Below are 16,438 nucleotides of genomic sequence, written 5' to 3'. Positions count from 1 at the left end.
GCCCAACTGGAAGCTCTGGGCAACACCACAAGGCTTACCATCTATCGCACGCTGGTCCGTGCGGGCGAGGGCGGGCTTGCGGTCGGCAAGCTGCAGCGCAAGCTGGACATTGCCGGCTCCACCCTCTCCCACCACATCCGCAAACTGGTGGAGGTCGACCTGGTCAGCCAGGAACGACAGGCCACCACGCTGATCTGCCGCGCCAATTATGCCAGCATGAACGGCCTAATCGGCTATTTGGCCGATGAGTGCTGCGCCGATGGGGCAGCCGGCCAAGCCAGCGACGCTGCCGCCTGAATCGCCGCCATTTGGCTTATTGTTCGAATATTCCAGAGAGATCGAAGTCATGATCGGACCTGACCTGCCCATCGTCTTCGAAGGCGGCCCGAGCGTTGGCGACCGGCTGCCGCTTTGGCCCTTCGACCACTACCACACCCCGACTTGAACGTGGCTGAGCGGAAACTCCATGACCAAACCCTTGCAGGCGCGCGCTCCGGCCCTGGTGATCTGGGCGCTCGGGCTGACCCAGATCATTGGCTATGGCACGCTCTATTACAGCTTCAGTGCTCTGGCACCATCCATGGCGCTGGACTTTGGCTGGTCCGAGGAATGGGTCTATGGCGCGCTGTCGGCATCGCTGCTGATGAGCGGCCTCGTGGCCCCCATTTCAGGGAGCTGGGCCGACCGCTTCGGCGCCGCTCGGGTCATGGTCTGGGGTTCCATAGCGGCAGCCCTGTCCCTGGTTGCCTGCGCCCTGGCGCCCAATGGGGTGACGTTTGTCGCCGGGCTGGTGGCGATGGAAGTGTCCTCAGGCTTCGTGCTCTATACCACCGCCTTTGCTGCCCTGGCGCAGATCGCGGGGCAGGGTGCCCAGCGCAGCATCACCCATCTTACCCTGATTGCCGGCTTCGCCTCGACCATTTTCTGGCCGCTCACCGCGATGCTGCATGAATTTCTGAGCTGGCGCGAAGTCTACCTGGCCTTTGCCGCCCTGACCCTTGCCGTCTGCCTGCCGGTCCATGCCTGGCTGGCCGCCCAGGGCAAAGGCACCGGCGCGGCGCGGCTGAGCGAGACAATCGAGGACGCGCCGCTGGTCCCGCCCGGTCAGGAACAATGGGCCCAGATCGTCATGCTGCTCGGCTTTGCCCTGCTTGGCTTCATGTCCTCGGCGGTGCTGGTCCACATGATCCCCATGCTTGCCTCTCTGGGTCTGGGCGCCGCCGGCGTCTTCGTTACCACGCTGTTCGGCCCGGCCCAGGTGCTGAGCCGGCTCATCAACATGCAGTTCGGCAAGGGCCTGTCGCAGCCCGCTCTGGGCGTTGTCGCGGCCAGCCTGATGCCGCTGGCCCTGATCGTGCTGGTGACGACCGCGCCCCTGCTGCCCGGTGCGGCGGCCTTTGCGCTGCTGTTCGGTCTGGGTTCGGGACTATCGAGCATCGTCAGCGGTACCTTGCCGCTGGCCCTGTTCGGGCGCGTCGGCTACGGCCGCCGCATGGGGTCGATCAGTTCGGCGCGGCTGATCGTGTCCTCCTTCGCACCGGTGGTCTTCGCCGTGGTGGCCGGCGCCATAACGACGCCGGCCACGCTGTGGATGGTGGCCGGCGCTGGCGCCCTGAGCGCGCTGTGTTTCGGGTTGATCTGGCAGCGCTACAGCCGCAGGGGTCCGGCCTGAACCCCTGCCGGTCAGGTCTGGGGGGCCGCGTCGATCAACCTGGCCCGGATGCGGCGAGAGATGTTGTCGATGACGGCAACGGTGACCAGGATCATCAGGACGATAAAGGCCGCTTCCTGCCAGTTGTTGATGCGCATGCGATCGGACAATTGCAGCCCGATGCCACCAGCGCCGACAATGCCCAGAATGGTGGCGGATCGGACATTGGATTCAAAGAAATAGAGCACATGGCTCATCATCACCGGCAGCACCTGCGGAAACACGCCCAGCCGCATGACATGGGTATCGCTGCCGCCGGCGGCGCGCACGCCCTCCACCTGCTTGGTTTCGACATTCTCGATGGCTTCGGCAAACAGCTTGGCGAAGATCATCAGGTCACCCACGGCAATGGCCAGCACGCCGGCGAACGGCCCCAGCCCGACGGCCGAAACGAATATCAGCGCCCATACCAGCCCGTCAATGCCGCGGAAACCGTCATAGATGCGGCGCAGGCCGAAGTGGAACAGCGGGTTGGGCATGATGTTCTTGGCGCCCAGAAAACCGAGCGGAACGGCCAGCACGGCGGCAATGACCGTGCCCAGGAATGCCATACCAAGCGTCTCGAGCATGGCATGGACATAGTCCCAGAAGCCATCGCCAGGATGGGGCGGGATCATCAGACCCACCAGAAGCCCCAATTTATTGAGGCCGTTGACAATCCGCATGGGATTGGCATCGACCCACCACAGCCCGAAGGCCATAGCCAGCACAAAACCGAGCCAGAGCGCCCCGGTCCTCAGCCGCACGATCAGCGGGGTGGAAAACAGTGCCGGATTGGTGCGGCGCAGGCGCGCAATCTCGCCATGGGTGATGATGTTCATGTCAGTGCCCCGCCTGCATGTCCTGCCCGATCAGCCGGTGGCGGATCGTTTCGCAAGTGATGTCGATGATGGAAGTGGTGGCGATCAGCAAAAGCATGATGGCCGAAATGTCGGTATATTCGAACTGCCGAATGGCCACATAGAGCTCCTGCCCGATGCCACCGGCGCCAACAATGCCCAGGGCAGAGGCGCCGCGCACATTGATCTCGAAGCGCAGCAGCAGATAGCTGGCATAATTGGGCAGTGCCTGGGGCACCACGCCCAACCGCATCAGCATGGGCCAGTTGCCGCCGGCGGCGCGGACGCCCTCGATGGGGCGGGGGTCCACATTTTCGTTCACTTCGGCAAACAGCTTGCCCAGTGAACCGGCCGTGTGCACCGCAATCGCCAGAACGCCGGCGAAGGGACCGAGCCCGAAGGCGAAGACGAATATCAGCGCAAAAACCAGCTCGGGCACGGTGCGCAGGAATTCGAGGCTGCGCCTTGCCGCAAAATAGATGCCGGTATTCTCGACCAGATTGCGCGAGGCCGGAAAGCACAGCAGCAGCGCGACGCCGCCGCCGAGCACGGTGCCGACAAAGCCCATCAGAATGGTCTCGACCAGGAGGCGCAGCCAGAAGCGCAGGCCCCAATACCAATTGGCCAGATCGGCCCAGAAATTCTCAAGCGTAAGCGTGGGCAGTGTCCCGGCGATATAGTTCCAGGCCATTGGCAGGCCCTTGATCAGGCCGGGAATGCTGAAATCGCTGACGGCGACCGAACCAGACAGCGCTGCGAGAAACAGTGCGCCATAGAGCAGCGTCCAGTTGCGGCGGGTGAACTGCTGCTGGCGATAACGTGCGTTGAAAGACAGCAGTCGCTCTTCCCGCGTCGTCGACGTCAGCCGGCCATTGGTGTGGGTAAGTGTGGACACGTGCGCCTCACGTATAAAAAAGGCCGGCGCGCGGGATGCGCACCGGCCAGGAAGGATCAGTTGCCGTTCTTGCGGCGCTCGGCGGCGTTGAACTCGGTGATCGCCACCACATCGAGATAGTCTTCGTGCTGGGCGGCGGCATAGCCGCTGGAGGTGCCGCGGGTATAGGCGGCGAAGCCTTCGGGGTCCTTTTCCGGAAACGCCATGAGGACGGTCTTGAACTCGTCCTGCAGTTCCTGGGGCAGGGTGGTCAGCATCATCACCGGGGTGTTGGGGATCACCGGAGACGTCCAGATGATGCGGGTCGAACCCTTTTCGATCAGGCCCTTGCCTTCCATGGTCTGGATATTGCCGGCTTCCTCATTGCGCCAATGGGTGGCCACAGCTTCAAAGGTGCCGTTGACCAGGGCCATCACGCTCTGCTCGTGGCCGCCAGAGAAGGCGACGTCACTGAAATAGTCACTGGCCGAGGTGTTGAGCTCGGTCGAGAGATAATAGGAGGGGACGGCATAGCCGGAGGTGGAGTTGGGGTCGGCAAAGGCGAAGGACTTGCCCTTGATGTCTTCCAGACTCCGGTAGGGGCTGTCGGCGCGCACCGCGATCACGGAATAATAGCCCAGATTGCCCCCGCTATCGAGCGTTACGGCGACCGGGGCGATGTCCTCGCCCATGATCTTGCGGGCCAGGGCGTAGGCGGCCGGGCCGACCGAAGCGATCTGAACGTGACCCGAGCGCATGGCTTCGATCACCGCAGCATAGTCGGTGCCGCGCACGATTTTGACGGGCACGCCCAGTTCGCGGCTGAGATAATCGGCATAGGGCTGGTTGCGGGAAATGGCGTCGGTTTCATTCTCGCCCGAAGATATGCCGATGGTCAGTTCGGGAAACGCCTCACGCCAGTCCTGGCTGAGAGCGGGGGAAACCAGGGCGAGCGAAACCAGCGCGGCCACAAGGCCACGACGCGTCAGGGTAAGCATTGATAGAGCTCCAAGTTGAGGGATGAACGGGCTTTAGTGCGCCGTTTCCAGCTGTCGTTTGCCGGCTGGGCCTTCCGCGCCGGTAGCAGCGATGGTCGAGGTCAGGCTCTCGTCCACCGCTGTTTCGTTTGCGTCACCATAGATCTGCTGGATCATCGCGCTGGTCAGCTGGTCCGGCGTGCCGTCGAACACGACATGGCCATGGGCCATGCCGATGATGCGGTCGCAATAGGCGCGTGCTGCGTCAAGCGTGTGCAGATTGGTGATGACGGTGATCTTGTCCTGCAGGTTGATGGTGCGCAGGGCCTCCATCACCAGCCGCGCATTGCGCGGATCAAGCGATGCGATGGGCTCATCGGCAAGGATGAGTTTAGGATTCTGCAGCAGGGCGCGGGCGATGGCCACCCGCTGCTGTTGGCCGCCGGACAGGGTATCGGCACGTTGCAATGCCTGTGGCAGCAGGTCCAGGCGATCGAGGGCCAGCGCGGCAGCGGCGCGGTCGACGGTGGAAAAATGCTTGAACATGACCGGCAAGGTGCCGAGATAGCCAATGCGGCCGATAAGGACATTGGTCAGCACGTCGAGCCGGTTCACCAGGTTGAACTGCTGGAACACCATCGCACAGCGGGCGCGCCATTCGCGCAGGGCCTTGCCGGAAAGCGTCGTGACATTGGTGCCCTCGAAGACAATGTCGCCGCTGCCGGAGCTGGCCAGGCGGTTGATCAGGCGGAGCAGAGTGGATTTGCCCGCCCCCGACCGCCCGATAATGCCGACCATCTGGCCGGGCTCGAAGCGCAGCGACACATTGTTGACGGCGATGGTCTCGCCGAATGCCTTGGTGACTTTGCGAAGCTCTAGCACCGCGTATCCTCCACCCGTTTAGCGTTTACCGGACTGGACCAGCCCATGATCCGGTTCTAACGACCTCACATGACAGCGTTAACTCATTCGAATGACATGCTCGTGACGCCTGTCGGCGGCTGAGACGTCCAGCGTGCCATCGGCATGAACCAGCCGACCGCGCGAGAAGGTGGCGTGCACCTGACCCATGCCGGTGCGGGAGGCGGCAAGCAGGTCAGCGCGCAGGCCGACCCGGATCTGGCCGCGATCTTCAAGCCCCAGTGCCCGGGCGGGATTGAGCGAGGTGAGGCGTGCCGCGCCCGCCAGACCATCGGGATCGGTCTCCGCCAGCACCAGTACGGCGGGGAGCATGGCCGAGGGATGATAGTCTGCCGCCAGCAGATCGAGCAGACCGGCGGCATGCGCGTCACGGGCCGAAAGATTGCCGGAATAGGATTGGCCGCGCAGCGCGTTGGGAGCGCCCATGGCATTGACCATGCTGCGGCGATGCGCTTCCTCGGCTGCTTCCAAGGTCACTGGAAATTCGGAAATGTTGGCGCCCAGTGAGTCCATCAGCGTGACCTTTTCGACCGTGTCGTCGTCATGGCTGGCGACGGGCACGCCATGAAGGGCACAATACTGGGTGATGGCGCGCAGCGTCGCCGTCAGGTCGCCGGCCGTATCCCGCCGCTCCCTTATGCGTTGCTGCAGCTGTCCGGCGGCCGCTTCGAGCGAAATGCCCTTGTTTTTCGAGATATTGGCGGCCTGCAGGTCGAGGTCGCGATACTGGCCCTGGCCGGGCGTATGATCGCACAGCGACACCAAATCCACCGATCCTTCGCCCACGAGTTCCTTGACCACCGAAAGGGCGGCCGGGAACGTCACCTCAAAACGGGCATGCACGCGATGGTCGATGAGCAGGTGCGGCCGGGCCGCGACCACGGCCCGGATCAGGGCGCTGGTGAAGTCGTAGCTGCGCATGTGGCCATAGGTTGAGCCGGGCGCGAAGGACAGCGAGGCATAGGCCGTGGTGATGCCGGCTGTCGCCAGCCGCAAATCAAGGTCGCGCAGGCCCATCTCCATGGGCATGCGCACGCCCGGGCGCGGCTCGATCTCGCGCTCGATCATGTCGCCATGCATGTCGATCATGCCCGGGAGCAGCAACAGGCCCTGGCCTTCGATTCCGGCATGGGACACCGGCGTCTCGCTGATCTCGGCGATCAGCCCGTCCTCGATGCGCAGCCCGCCACGTTCGATGACGCGGTCGGCCAGGACGATGCGGAAATCAGAGAGCCACATGCTCCTCCTCCCCCGTTTCATCGGCCACGACGCGCGTGCTGAGATCGATCTCACGATCGATCAGTTGCGCCACGTCGCCGGGGTGATGGAACACCCCGATAATGGCGACACCGTGCGCCTTGAGCTCGGCGAGTCGGCGCAACAGGGCGGCACGGGCGCCGGCATCGAGCGAGGCGGTGGGCTCGTCGAGCAGCAAAAGCTTCTGCGGCTGGATCAGCGCGCGTGCCAGGTTCACCTTCTGCTGTTCGCCGCCCGAAAAGGTCGAGGGGTAGGCGCGCCAGAGTTCGGGGCGCACGCCGAACTGGTCGAGCCAGTGGCGGGCCTGATCGAGCGCCTCGGCCTGCGGCACGCCAGCCAGGCGCAACGGCTCGGACACGATATCCTGCGCCGCGACCCGCGGGCGGGCATTCAGGAACTGGGTGACAAAGCCGATTTCCTCACGGCGCAACAGGGCAATGTCGACATCGGCGGCATTGGCCAGGTCGATCTCGCCATGGTTGGAGCGATAGAACACGTGGCCGCCAACCGGCAGGTAGCTGCGCCATATGGTGCGCAGCAGCGTCGACTTGCCGGCGCCATTATGGCCGCGCAACAGCAGGAACTCGCCCTCATGGAGGTCGAAGCTGACGCCTTCAAAGGCATGCAGCATGCTGTCGAGGTGGTACATGCGGAAGGTCTTGGTCAGACCCTGAACGCGAAGCAGGGGCGTAGTTGTCATGGGATCACCTCAGAGCTTGGCGTGGACGAGTTGCTGGGTATAGGGGTGCTGCGGGTCCTGGAATACCTGGTCGGCCAGACCTTGTTCCACCACCTCGCCATGGCGCATGACCATGACCCGGTCTGCCATGGTGCGAATGACACCCAGATCGTGGCTGACCAGCACCATGGTGATCTGGCGATCACGCTGCAGGCGCTTGAGCGTATCGAGCACCAGCGCCTGTACCGAGACGTCAAGGCCGGTGGTCGGCTCGTCGAGCAGCAGCAGGGCCGGTTCGAGCGCGATGGCCTTGGCCAGCTGCACGCGCTGCTGCATGCCGCCCGAAAGCTCGATGGGGCGCGCATCCATGCGGTCGAGCGGGAATTCGGAGGCGTCGAGCGCCTCGCGGGCCTTGTCACGCAGCACATCGAAGCTGCGCTCGCCAGCGATCAGCAGGCGTTCGGCGACATTGCCGCTCGAGGAGTGGCGCATCAGCAGGCCCAGATGCGGGTTCTGGTAGACGATGCCGATATGGCGGGCACACAGCATGCGCCGCTCGTAGCGCGCCAGATCGAAGAGGTTCTCGTTCTCGCGACCGGGCAGGCGCAAGGTATAGTCACCGCCGTCCGGGGTGTCCTCGAGGTTCATCATCCGCAGCAGCGTCGACTTGCCCGAGCCGCTTTCGCCAACAATGCCCATGACCTCGCCCGGATAGACGGTGGCATCGACCTGCCGAAGGGCGCGGACATTGCCGAAACTCTTGGAAATGTCGCGCATGGTCAGCAGCGGCTCGGCCCGCATCAGGCGGGGGGCGGCGCGCTCCAGCGCCGGAAGGCCCAGATCAAGGCTCATGCTGAAAACTCCCCGTTGCGATACCAGGTTTCGCCGATCTCGCTCGGCGTGCCCTGGGCGGTATCGATGGCCTTGATGCCAAGATTGCTGTCGCTGACTTCAAAGACCGAGCCGCCACCATCCTGGGGCAGCTCGTTCATGAAGAAGCCGGAAACACCCGACCGGCGGCAGGTGAGATCGGCATGGTCTTCCACCAGATACGGCCGATCGGAGAACACCAGCGGCTCGACGCGCGTATAGGGCGGCACGGCGTAGAGCCGCTTTTCCCGTCCTGCCGAGAGAATGGTGAGGTGCCGGGCCATGTTGAGCTTGGGCACATCCCAGCGCGGAATGGGCGAGGGGGTCATGACGTGACGGCCATTGACCATGGAGGGATAGGACGCCCCCTGCATGATCCGGCCCTTGCGCACGATCTGCTCGTAAAGCGTCAGCCAGAGCTTGCCGTAATCGGCATCCGCATGCATCTGCCGGGCAATGGAAATATTGGGCTCGACCCCACGCAGCGGCTCAGGATTGGGCACCTGCAGCACCAGCACCTGGTCCTCGCGCATGATTTCTTCCGGCACCCGGTGACGGGACTGCACGATCGTGGCGCTCAGCGTATCCCAGGTCTCGGAGGCTCCCGACACGCGGGAAATGAAGCGCCGGATCGAGGCGGCATTGACCCCATCATCGGCGCCCTGGTCGATGACCTTGATCACCGAGTTCGGATTGACCAGCGTCAGTGTCGCCTGCAATCCGCCGGTGCCCCAGCCACGGGCCATGGGCACTTCGCGGCTGGCATAGGGCATCTGGCAACCGGGGACGGCGATGGCCTTGAGCATCTTGCGGCGCAGTTCGCGCTTGGCCGAGGCATCGAGGAAACCATAGCTGGTCGCGGCCCAGTCCTTGGTGAGAGTGGCAAGGCTCATAGCACGGGTTCCTCTTCGGGTTCGGCGACATAGGTTTCGCCCGCGGCTTCGGCCGCAGCCTTTTTCGCCTTGGCGTCACGCATGGCATCCAGGATTGACTGGAAGGTGACGTAGTGGGGCAGTTTGAAGTGAATGCAGAAGCCAGAGGCTTCGACGCTTTCGGTGTGGTAGAGGTAGAATTCCTCGTGAACCGCCGAGCCGACGGGCGCTTCGTCCGAATTGAGGTCGAGCGTTGCCGCGGCGATAACCTTGACCTCGTTCCAGCCGAAAGTGGCGGCAAAACCGAGTTCCAGATAGCCGCCCTTTTCCTTGGACGTCACCTCGGCCTGGCTGACACGGACGCGTCCGGCGGAAAATTCGGTGCCGCGCGGATGGCGGACGACCACCTCGGCTTCACCGATGCGCAGCTCGTTGACTGTCGGATGGGCATTGCCATAGCCGCGCATGGCGGCATAGCCGAGCGCCAGCACGCCACCGGTTTCGGCACGGGCGAGGCTTTGCAGACGATGGGCGCGCGAGGCCGGAAACAGCAAGGGTTCGCGCGTCAGGTCCGGAATGTCTTCCGGCGACACCGCGGACGCTTTGGCCGGCGCCACCAGACCCTGCTGGCGCTGCCAGTCCGCCAGGGACGGCTGCCTGGCCGGAGCGGGGGACGCTGCCTTGTTGACGGATGGCGGCGCGAACGGCTTGCCCAGGAGCACGTCGGTCGCTAGCACGCGGTGCGAATAGTCGAGCGTCGGCCCCAGGATCTGGCCGCCCGGAATATCCTTGAAGGCAGCGGAGATGCGGCGCTGGGTCAGCAGTTCATGCTGCTGCACCGGCCGGGCAATGGCCAGGCGCGGCTGGGTGGTGCGCCAGGCGCGCAGCACCAGCACTGCTTCAGAGAGTTCACCGCCAGTTTGGGCCAGGGCCAGCGCGGCCAGTTCCTCGTCATAGAGCGATGCCTCGCCCATTACCCGGTCGATCAGATAGGGCATGGTGGCGCGAATGGTCTCGACGCGCGCGGCGTCGATCGTGCCCAGGTCCTGGCGGAACAGCCGTTCGGCCTGTTCGATGGCCTTTTCGCCACCGCGGGTTGCAACATAGGCCATCTAGAGCACCTCCACCTTTGTCGAGCGCGGAATGCCGATGACCTGGTCGCCATCGACAAAGAAAATGTCGAAGCCTTCGGGATAGAGGCAGAGCATCTCGCGCATGGCCCAGAAGCCGGGCAACACCGCCAGCGCAATCTCGGTCGTGTCCTTGATGCCGGGGCCCGAAAGCCGCACGCGCTGGCCCGCATGGGCCACGGCGACGACCAGGGTCGCGCCATCGTCAGGGTAGACCGCGCTGCCGCAACTGATCCCGGCCAGCTGCCGGCCGGTCGTGTCGGGCGCGGACAGGAATACATGATCGGCCGTGTCGATCCGGTCGGCCAGCGTCGCGCCGCTGGCCACGATGTGCTCGCGCATGACGGGCGTATCGGCATAGGCGCTGCATTCGAGGTCAACCAGCGTTTCGGCGATAGCGCCAAAGCCGGCCTCGGGCAGGGTGCGGACATCGCCGGGGCGGGAGAGGGCCCATAGCAGAGCCTCGAACGTGGCGTTCGAGCGCAGTTCGACAGCGTCGGGGGGAGCGACAGTCAGCATCAGAAGGTCTCCATTTCAACGCGGGTGGCCTCGACCTGCCGCATGCGCTCGTCTTCGACATGGGCGAGATGCGCCTTTTCCTCGGCGAGGAAGCTGGCGCTGCCGGCATCGCGGCCGCGCACGGCAACGCTGAGATCGATCACGGCCATGGCCATGGCGCGTTCGAGATCGCGGCCGGTGACCATGCCATAGCCGACATGGCCGGCCGGGTCGGTGATATGGGCCTCGCTCACCAGCACTTCGCCCAGGTGAAAATCGACGTTCTGAACGGTGTCGCGCATCGGCACCATGACGAGACCGGTGCGGTTGGCCAGCACGGTAATATCGCCCAGTTCGCCGAGCAGGGTTTCAGCATGCTGCTTGAGGCGGTCTGGGCGGGCACGGGCGAGGATGGCGAGCATCTCGCCATGCTCGGGTCCGCCCGAAGGAGTTTCATTGAACATCGCTGTGTCTCTCGGTCATGACCGTTGGCTGGTCGGTTTCAAAGGTGAATTGCACGCGGTCGCCGGCCCAGACGGCTTCGGAAAAGCCTAGGGGATTGCCCTCGAGATCCGCGTCAATCTTCTGCACGACCAGCACCGATTGTCCGGGACGCAGCATCAGCATGCTGGCCTCGTGTTCCGAGGCGAGGCGGCTGAAGACAGTGGTGCGCTGCCGGCGATAGTCGAGGATACCGTAGGAGCGGTAGACTTGGGTAATGGACGGCTCGTTGCGCCGGCGTTCCGGCAGGTCGGGGAAGCGCCTGGTATCGTGATAGGCCCAGCCGATGCTGATGGGCAGGTCATTGGCAAAGCCGCGCCAGGAACGGGCAAAGACCGGCGTGTCCCTGGCGATCCCGAGCGCCACCGCCACGCGGCTGCTGGCCGGCAGCGTCATTTCGGCCAGCGTCTCGCCCGATGCCGTAAGGCCCTGGCTCACCAGGTTTTCGTGCCAGCGGGTGCGCGCGCCGATCACGTAGTTGAGCAAGGGCGCGCGCTCGACAAAGGTGCCGCGGCCATGCTCGACGCGCAGCTTGCCTTCGCCCACCAGCGCCGCCAGCGCTTTGCGCAGCGAATGGCGCCGCACGCCATGGAGCACGCACAGTTCCGGTTCGGACGGCAGCCGTGTATCGGCCGCCAACCGCCCGGAAGTAATCTCTTCATTGATTCGGTCCCGGGTTTCTTCCCAGGAATGTCCTTGGCTTCGCATATCATCAACTCATTCGAATGAGCTGGTTCTAGCGCGCCGAAATGACAGTGAAATGACGTTAGCGCTTTCCTGCGACAGTCCGGCGTCGACACATTCGAATGTCTCCCTTTTTGTCGTTTACCTGTCACAGAGCGTGAGTAGGGGATAGGCCAAGGAGACAACCCATGACTGCCATCGGCCTTAACCAGACTGTCCTTACCAATGCACGCATCGTGCTGTCCGACAGGGTCGTGGAGGGTGCTGTCGAGATGGCGGGCGGTGTCATCACCGAAATCGGCCCGGCCAGCGCGCGCGGCGTCGATCTCGAGGGCGACTATCTGATTCCGGGCCTAGTCGAGTTGCACACCGACCATCTCGAAACCCACTATGCGCCGCGTCCCAAGGTGCGCTGGCACCCGGTCGCAGCCGTCCAGGCCCATGACGCTCAGATTGCCGCCTCGGGCATTACCACCGTTTTCGACGCGATCCGCGTCGGCACGGACGAGCATGCAGATATGGGGGCCGCCGAACTGCGGATCCTCGCCGATGCGGTGACCGCCGGTGTCGAAGCGCGGCGCCTCCGCGCCGACCACTTCATTCACCTGCGTTGCGAGGTCTCGGCGCCAGATTGCCTTGAGGCCTTCGAAGGCATCATGGACCATCCACTGGTGCGGCTGGCCTCGCTCATGGACCATGCACCCGGGCAGCGCCAGTTCGCCAGTTCCGACGCCTATCGGGCCTATTACCAGGGCAAGCTCAAGCTGAGCGACGCGGCGCTGGCCGAATTCATCGCCCGTCGATCGCACGAATCGGTCACCTATGCGGATCGGCATCGCCAGGCACTGGCCGCGTTGAGCCATGCCCGCGGCATTGCGCTGGCCAGCCATGACGACGCCACAACTGACCATGTCGACAAGGCGCGTGACCTGGGCATCAGCATTGCCGAATTCCCCACCACATTGGAAGCGGCCAAGGCATCGCGCGATGCCGGCTTTGCCATTCTGATGGGCGGCCCCAATGTGGTTCGCGGCGGCTCGCACTCCGGCAATGTGTCGGCGCGCGATCTCGCCGCAGCGGGACTGCTCGACATCCTGTCCTCCGACTACATTCCCTTTTCCATGCTGCAGGCGGCGTTCTGCCTTGTCGATGCTGTGGACGGCCTGGATGTGGCGCAGGCCATCAGCCTTGTGACAAGACGCCCGGCGGAAGCGGCGGGCCTGCACGATCGCGGCGAGATTGCCCTCGCCAAGCGGGCTGACTTTGTGCAGGTCCGCATCGAAGACGGTATTCCGATCGTGCGCACGGTCTGGCGACAGGGCAGGCGGGTCCTATGAGCGGCGCCCTGGTAGCGGTCGTTGGGGCCAGCGGCGTAGGCAAGGACAGCCTCATCAATTTTGCCCGCGACAGCCTGGCCGGTGAGGTTGTGGTGGTGCGTCGCGCGGTCACCCGCCCGGTAGATGGCGGCAGCGAGGATCATGACAGCCTCACCGAGCAGGCCTTTGCCGCCGCTGAACGGGCCGGAGAGTTTGCCCTGAGCTGGGAGGCGCACGGCCTCAGCTATGGCCTGCCCATCGCGATGGAGGGCGATCTCGCCGCTGGTCGCGTCGTCATCGCCAACCTGTCCCGGGCGGCACTGCCGCGGCTGGTCGCGCGCTACCCCAGGGCGCTGGTCGTGGAAGTGACCGCCGCGCCCGAGATCATTGTTCGCCGCCTCGCCGGTCGCGGCCGCGAAGGGGGCGACGATATTCGCCGCCGCCTGGAACGCGGCGCGGGTTTCCCCCTGCCCTCCAGCACCATCCAGATCGACAATTCGGGTGATCTCGACCAGGCCGGCAATCGCTTCGTGGCGCTGCTGCGCGACCTCCTGCGCCAACCCGCCTGAAGGTATCGACAATGACAAAACTCAGCGACACGCCCTTCATCCACGAAACGGCCAAGGTCACCCAGTCCGCCCTGGGCCGCTATACCGAGGTGGGGGCCCACTGCCATGTGGCCTATTCGAGCATGGGCGACTATTCCTACTGCGCCGGCGGCACCCAGATCGCCTATACCAGCGTCGGCAAATTCGCCAATATCGCGGCCAATGTGCGCATCTATGCCTCCATGCATCCCATGGAGCGGGCCTCGCTGCACCACTTCACCTATCGCTCGGCCCAGTATTTCGAGGGCGAGGAAGACGACCAGACCTTCTTTGAGTGGCGCGCCGGCAATGACATAACCATCGGCCACGATACCTGGATCGGTCATGGCGCCGTGATCATGCCGGGCATCAGGATCGGCAATGGCGCCATCATCGGATCGAACGCGGTGGTGACCCGGGACGTTGCCGATTTTGCCATTGCCGTGGGCGTGCCCGCCCGCACCATCCGCCAGCGCTTCAGCGACGATGTGGCGAGCCGCCTCGACGCGCTCAAATGGTGGGACTGGAGCCACGCGCAACTGCATGCGGCGCTGCCGGACTTCCGGGCGCTGGGGATTGAAGCGTTTCTGGAGAAGTATGCGGGCTAGGGCGACGGCCTTGCCTCATACTCGATCGTCACCCTCGGGTCCGGCCCGAGGGCACTTCACTTACCCAGTGCACCGCAAGTGCAGAGCCCTCGGGTCAAGCCCGAGGGTGACGGCCAGTGTGAGTTGCATCACGTACCTTCGGGCACCCACAAACCCACCACAAACGCCCTGTGCATCGTCACGCAACCGTCACCAAATCTACATGCGCACGTAATCTGCCCGCCCTAGGTCTGCCACAGTTCAACGGCGAGGGCGTCCTGATGCTGAAGATTTCCAATGTCACGCGACGATTTGGTGACAAGGTTGCTGTCGACGATGTGACGCTGGAAATTCCGCAGGGCCAGATGGTCGGGGTCATCGGTCGTTCCGGCGCGGGAAAATCCACGCTGCTGCGCATGATCAACCGCCTCACCGACGTATCCGCCGGCGTCATCGAGTTTGACGGCGTCAAGGTCTCGGAACTGCGCGGCCGGACCCTGCGCAACTGGCAGCGCGACTGCGCCATGATCTTCCAGCAGTTCAACCTGGTGCCGCGCCTCGACGTCATCACCAATGTGATGCTGGGCATGCTGAACCAGCACAACACCCTGGCGTCCATGCTCAACCTGTTTCCGCGTGAGGATATCCTGCGGGCCATCGATATCCTCGAGCGCCTGGGCATTTCCGAACATGGCCCCAAGCGCGCCGAGGCGCTTTCGGGCGGCCAGCAGCAGCGCGTCGGCATTGCCCGCGCCCTGATGCAGAACCCGCGCATCATTCTTGCCGACGAGCCAATCGCGTCGCTGGACCCGATGAATGCGCAGGTGGTGATGGATACGCTGCGCCGCATTCACGACGAGGATGGGCGCCTCGTCATCTGCAATTTGCACACGCTCGATACCGCGCGTCGCTATTGCGATCGGGTCATCGGCATGCGCGCCGGCCAGATCGTGTTTGACGGCCGTGCCGAGGAACTGACCACGGCCGTGGCGCGCGAGATCTACGGCGCCGACGCCGGATTTTCCGAGGAAGCCACCTCCACCAGTATCGAGACCCTGAGCCGTCCGCGTGGCGTGATCGCCGCCGAACCCGAGCTCGTGGTCTGAGACCCCAATCCCCGGTTTGAAACCGGGGGGAACTACCACACACCGGAGACTGAAATGAACAAGCTTGTTGCAGCACTGCTGCTGACGTCCACGCTGGTCGGCCCTGGCTTCGCCCAGGAAATCACCGAATTCCGTATCGGCATCCTCGGCGGCGAAAATGCCCAGGACCGCATGACCTCGAACGAGTGCGTGCGCGCCTATGTCGAAGACCTGCTCGACGTTCCCACCAAGATCTTCACCCCGGCTGACTATGACGGCGTGATCCAGGGTCTGCTCGGCGGCACCATCGACATGGCCTGGCTCGGCGCCTCGGCCTATGCCAAGACCTACATCACCGACCCCGAAGCCGTGGACGTCGTGCTGGTCAAGACCAATCTCGATGGCTCGTTTGCCTATCACTCGATCGGTATCGCCCGCGCCGATTCCGGCATCACCTCGCTGGCCGACATGAAGGGCAAGGTGTTCGGCTTTGGTGATCCGAACTCGACTTCAGGCTACCTGATCCCGTCGGTGGAAATCCCCCAGGAAACCGGCGCCAGCATGGAAAATGGCGACTTTTTCAACGAAGTCCGATTCACCGGCGGCCATGAGCAGACCATTGTTGCCGTTGCCAATGGCGATGTGGATGCCGGTGTGACCTGGGCCGATGGCCAGGGTGACTGGGCCGATGGCTACAATTCGGGCGCCCTGCGCAAGGCCGTGGACTCCGGCATTGTCGACATGAATGACCTGGTCGAAATCTGGAAGTCCAAGCCAATTCCCGAAGGCCCGATCGTGCTGCGTCGCGCCCTGCCGGAAGACGTCAAGACCCAGGTCGTCGCGTTCCTGTCAGGCCTGCATGCGCAGGACGAACAGTGCGCCTACAACATGGCGGCTGGCGAAACGGCAGGCTTTGCCCCGATCGCCCACGAAGCCTACCAGACCATGATCGACCTGCGCCTGTCGCAGGGGAACTAGCCGCACAGACGCTTCGGGGCCGGATGCCAAAAGGTGTCCGGCCCTCGTCTCATGCACGGGAATGCACGCATG

Annotated in this window: 19 protein-coding genes; 7 read left to right on the top strand and 12 right to left on the bottom strand. The window is 64.1% G+C overall.

Annotated elements, in window-relative coordinates; translation table 11 throughout:
* Together Q8O80_RS16540 and arsK are read left to right on the top strand one after the other, a co-directional pair.
* Positions 1-297 (top strand): helix-turn-helix transcriptional regulator (locus Q8O80_RS16540; RefSeq protein ID WP_305581237.1); only part of this gene is annotated, 297 nt, incomplete at its 5' end.
* 169 nt (positions 298-466) lie between these two features.
* Positions 467-1,672 carry an arsenite efflux MFS transporter ArsK gene (gene arsK / locus Q8O80_RS16535; RefSeq protein WP_305581235.1) on the top strand — a complete coding sequence of 402 codons (1,206 nt, stop codon included), beginning with the start codon at positions 467-469 and terminating at the stop codon, positions 1,670-1,672.
* An 11-nt stretch (positions 1,673-1,683) separates the two neighbouring features.
* Here the strand turns inward: arsK and phnE (Q8O80_RS16530) are convergent, their stop codons facing one another.
* The 12 genes from phnE (Q8O80_RS16530) to phnF all read right to left on the bottom strand — a co-directional run bounded on the left by phnE (Q8O80_RS16530) (position 1,684) and on the right by phnF (position 11,837).
* Positions 1,684-2,532, bottom strand: a complete 849-nt coding sequence (phnE, locus tag Q8O80_RS16530; protein WP_305581233.1) for a phosphonate ABC transporter, permease protein PhnE — start codon at positions 2,530-2,532, stop codon at positions 1,684-1,686.
* Between the two features lies 1 nt (position 2,533).
* Complete coding sequence (gene phnE, locus Q8O80_RS16525) at positions 2,534-3,445, bottom strand: phosphonate ABC transporter, permease protein PhnE (RefSeq protein ID WP_305581231.1); 912 nt, start codon at positions 3,443-3,445, stop codon at positions 2,534-2,536.
* Between the two features lie 56 nt (positions 3,446-3,501).
* A complete protein-coding gene (phnD, locus tag Q8O80_RS16520; RefSeq protein ID WP_305581229.1) occupies positions 3,502-4,422 on the bottom strand; it encodes a phosphonate ABC transporter substrate-binding protein in 921 nt (306 codons plus the stop codon).
* 33 nt (positions 4,423-4,455) lie between these two features.
* Positions 4,456-5,283, bottom strand: coding sequence for a phosphonate ABC transporter ATP-binding protein (gene phnC, locus Q8O80_RS16515; RefSeq protein ID WP_305581227.1), 828 nt, complete (start codon positions 5,281-5,283; stop codon positions 4,456-4,458).
* A gap of 78 nt (positions 5,284-5,361) precedes the next feature.
* The gene (locus Q8O80_RS16510) at positions 5,362-6,561 is read right to left on the bottom strand and encodes an alpha-D-ribose 1-methylphosphonate 5-triphosphate diphosphatase (RefSeq protein WP_305581225.1); all 1,200 of its coding nucleotides are present in this window, start codon (positions 6,559-6,561) and stop codon (positions 5,362-5,364) included.
* Complete coding sequence (locus Q8O80_RS16505; RefSeq protein ID WP_305581223.1) at positions 6,548-7,279, bottom strand: phosphonate C-P lyase system protein PhnL; 732 nt, start codon at positions 7,277-7,279, stop codon at positions 6,548-6,550. The genes Q8O80_RS16510 and Q8O80_RS16505 overlap by 14 nt, the downstream gene beginning before the upstream one ends.
* Before the next feature lie 9 nt (positions 7,280-7,288).
* Positions 7,289-8,110 (bottom strand): ATP-binding cassette domain-containing protein, encoded by an 822-nt coding sequence (locus tag Q8O80_RS16500; protein ID WP_305581221.1) that lies wholly within the window; start codon positions 8,108-8,110, stop codon positions 7,289-7,291.
* On the bottom strand, positions 8,107-9,021 hold the full coding sequence (locus Q8O80_RS16495; RefSeq protein WP_305581219.1) for an alpha-D-ribose 1-methylphosphonate 5-phosphate C-P-lyase PhnJ: 915 nt from the start codon (positions 9,019-9,021) through the stop codon (positions 8,107-8,109). Before Q8O80_RS16495 ends, Q8O80_RS16500 begins: the two co-directional genes overlap by 4 nt.
* Positions 9,018-10,112, bottom strand: coding sequence for a carbon-phosphorus lyase complex subunit PhnI (locus tag Q8O80_RS16490; RefSeq protein ID WP_305581217.1), 1,095 nt, complete (start codon positions 10,110-10,112; stop codon positions 9,018-9,020). The genes Q8O80_RS16495 and Q8O80_RS16490 overlap by 4 nt, the downstream gene beginning before the upstream one ends.
* Complete coding sequence (gene phnH / locus Q8O80_RS16485) at positions 10,113-10,649, bottom strand: phosphonate C-P lyase system protein PhnH (RefSeq protein ID WP_305581215.1); 537 nt, start codon at positions 10,647-10,649, stop codon at positions 10,113-10,115.
* Entirely contained in the window at positions 10,649-11,092 is a 444-nt protein-coding gene (locus Q8O80_RS16480; protein ID WP_305581213.1) for a phosphonate C-P lyase system protein PhnG, read from the bottom strand. Before Q8O80_RS16480 ends, phnH begins: the two co-directional genes overlap by 1 nt.
* Positions 11,082-11,837 (bottom strand): phosphonate metabolism transcriptional regulator PhnF, encoded by a 756-nt coding sequence (gene phnF, locus Q8O80_RS16475; RefSeq protein WP_305581211.1) that lies wholly within the window; start codon positions 11,835-11,837, stop codon positions 11,082-11,084. The genes Q8O80_RS16480 and phnF overlap by 11 nt, the downstream gene beginning before the upstream one ends.
* A 164-nt stretch (positions 11,838-12,001) precedes the next feature.
* Between phnF and Q8O80_RS16470 the strand changes: the two genes are divergently transcribed.
* The 5 genes from Q8O80_RS16470 to phnD (Q8O80_RS16450) all read left to right on the top strand — a co-directional run bounded on the left by Q8O80_RS16470 (position 12,002) and on the right by phnD (Q8O80_RS16450) (position 16,366).
* Positions 12,002-13,150, top strand: a complete 1,149-nt coding sequence (locus tag Q8O80_RS16470) for an alpha-D-ribose 1-methylphosphonate 5-triphosphate diphosphatase (RefSeq protein WP_305581208.1) — start codon at positions 12,002-12,004, stop codon at positions 13,148-13,150.
* Entirely contained in the window at positions 13,147-13,698 is a 552-nt protein-coding gene (gene phnN, locus Q8O80_RS16465; protein WP_305581206.1) for a phosphonate metabolism protein/1,5-bisphosphokinase (PRPP-forming) PhnN, read from the top strand. Before Q8O80_RS16470 ends, phnN begins: the two co-directional genes overlap by 4 nt.
* A gap of 11 nt (positions 13,699-13,709) precedes the next feature.
* Positions 13,710-14,324, top strand: a complete 615-nt coding sequence (locus tag Q8O80_RS16460; protein ID WP_305581204.1) for a DapH/DapD/GlmU-related protein — start codon at positions 13,710-13,712, stop codon at positions 14,322-14,324.
* 260 nt (positions 14,325-14,584) lie between these two features.
* Positions 14,585-15,409 (top strand): phosphonate ABC transporter ATP-binding protein, encoded by an 825-nt coding sequence (gene phnC, locus Q8O80_RS16455; RefSeq protein WP_305581202.1) that lies wholly within the window; start codon positions 14,585-14,587, stop codon positions 15,407-15,409.
* A 54-nt stretch (positions 15,410-15,463) separates the two neighbouring features.
* Positions 15,464-16,366: a phosphonate ABC transporter substrate-binding protein gene (gene phnD / locus Q8O80_RS16450; protein WP_305581200.1), complete on the top strand. Its 903-nt coding sequence runs from the start codon at positions 15,464-15,466 to the stop codon at positions 16,364-16,366.
* The last annotated feature ends 72 nt before the right edge of the window (positions 16,367-16,438 follow it).

The organism is Devosia sp. (assembly GCF_030689745.1).
Lineage (GTDB): Bacteria > Pseudomonadota > Alphaproteobacteria > Rhizobiales > Devosiaceae > Devosia > Devosia alba.
The sequence above is the reverse complement of the archived record's forward strand: the minus strand, read 5'-3'. Positions and strand labels throughout refer to the sequence as shown.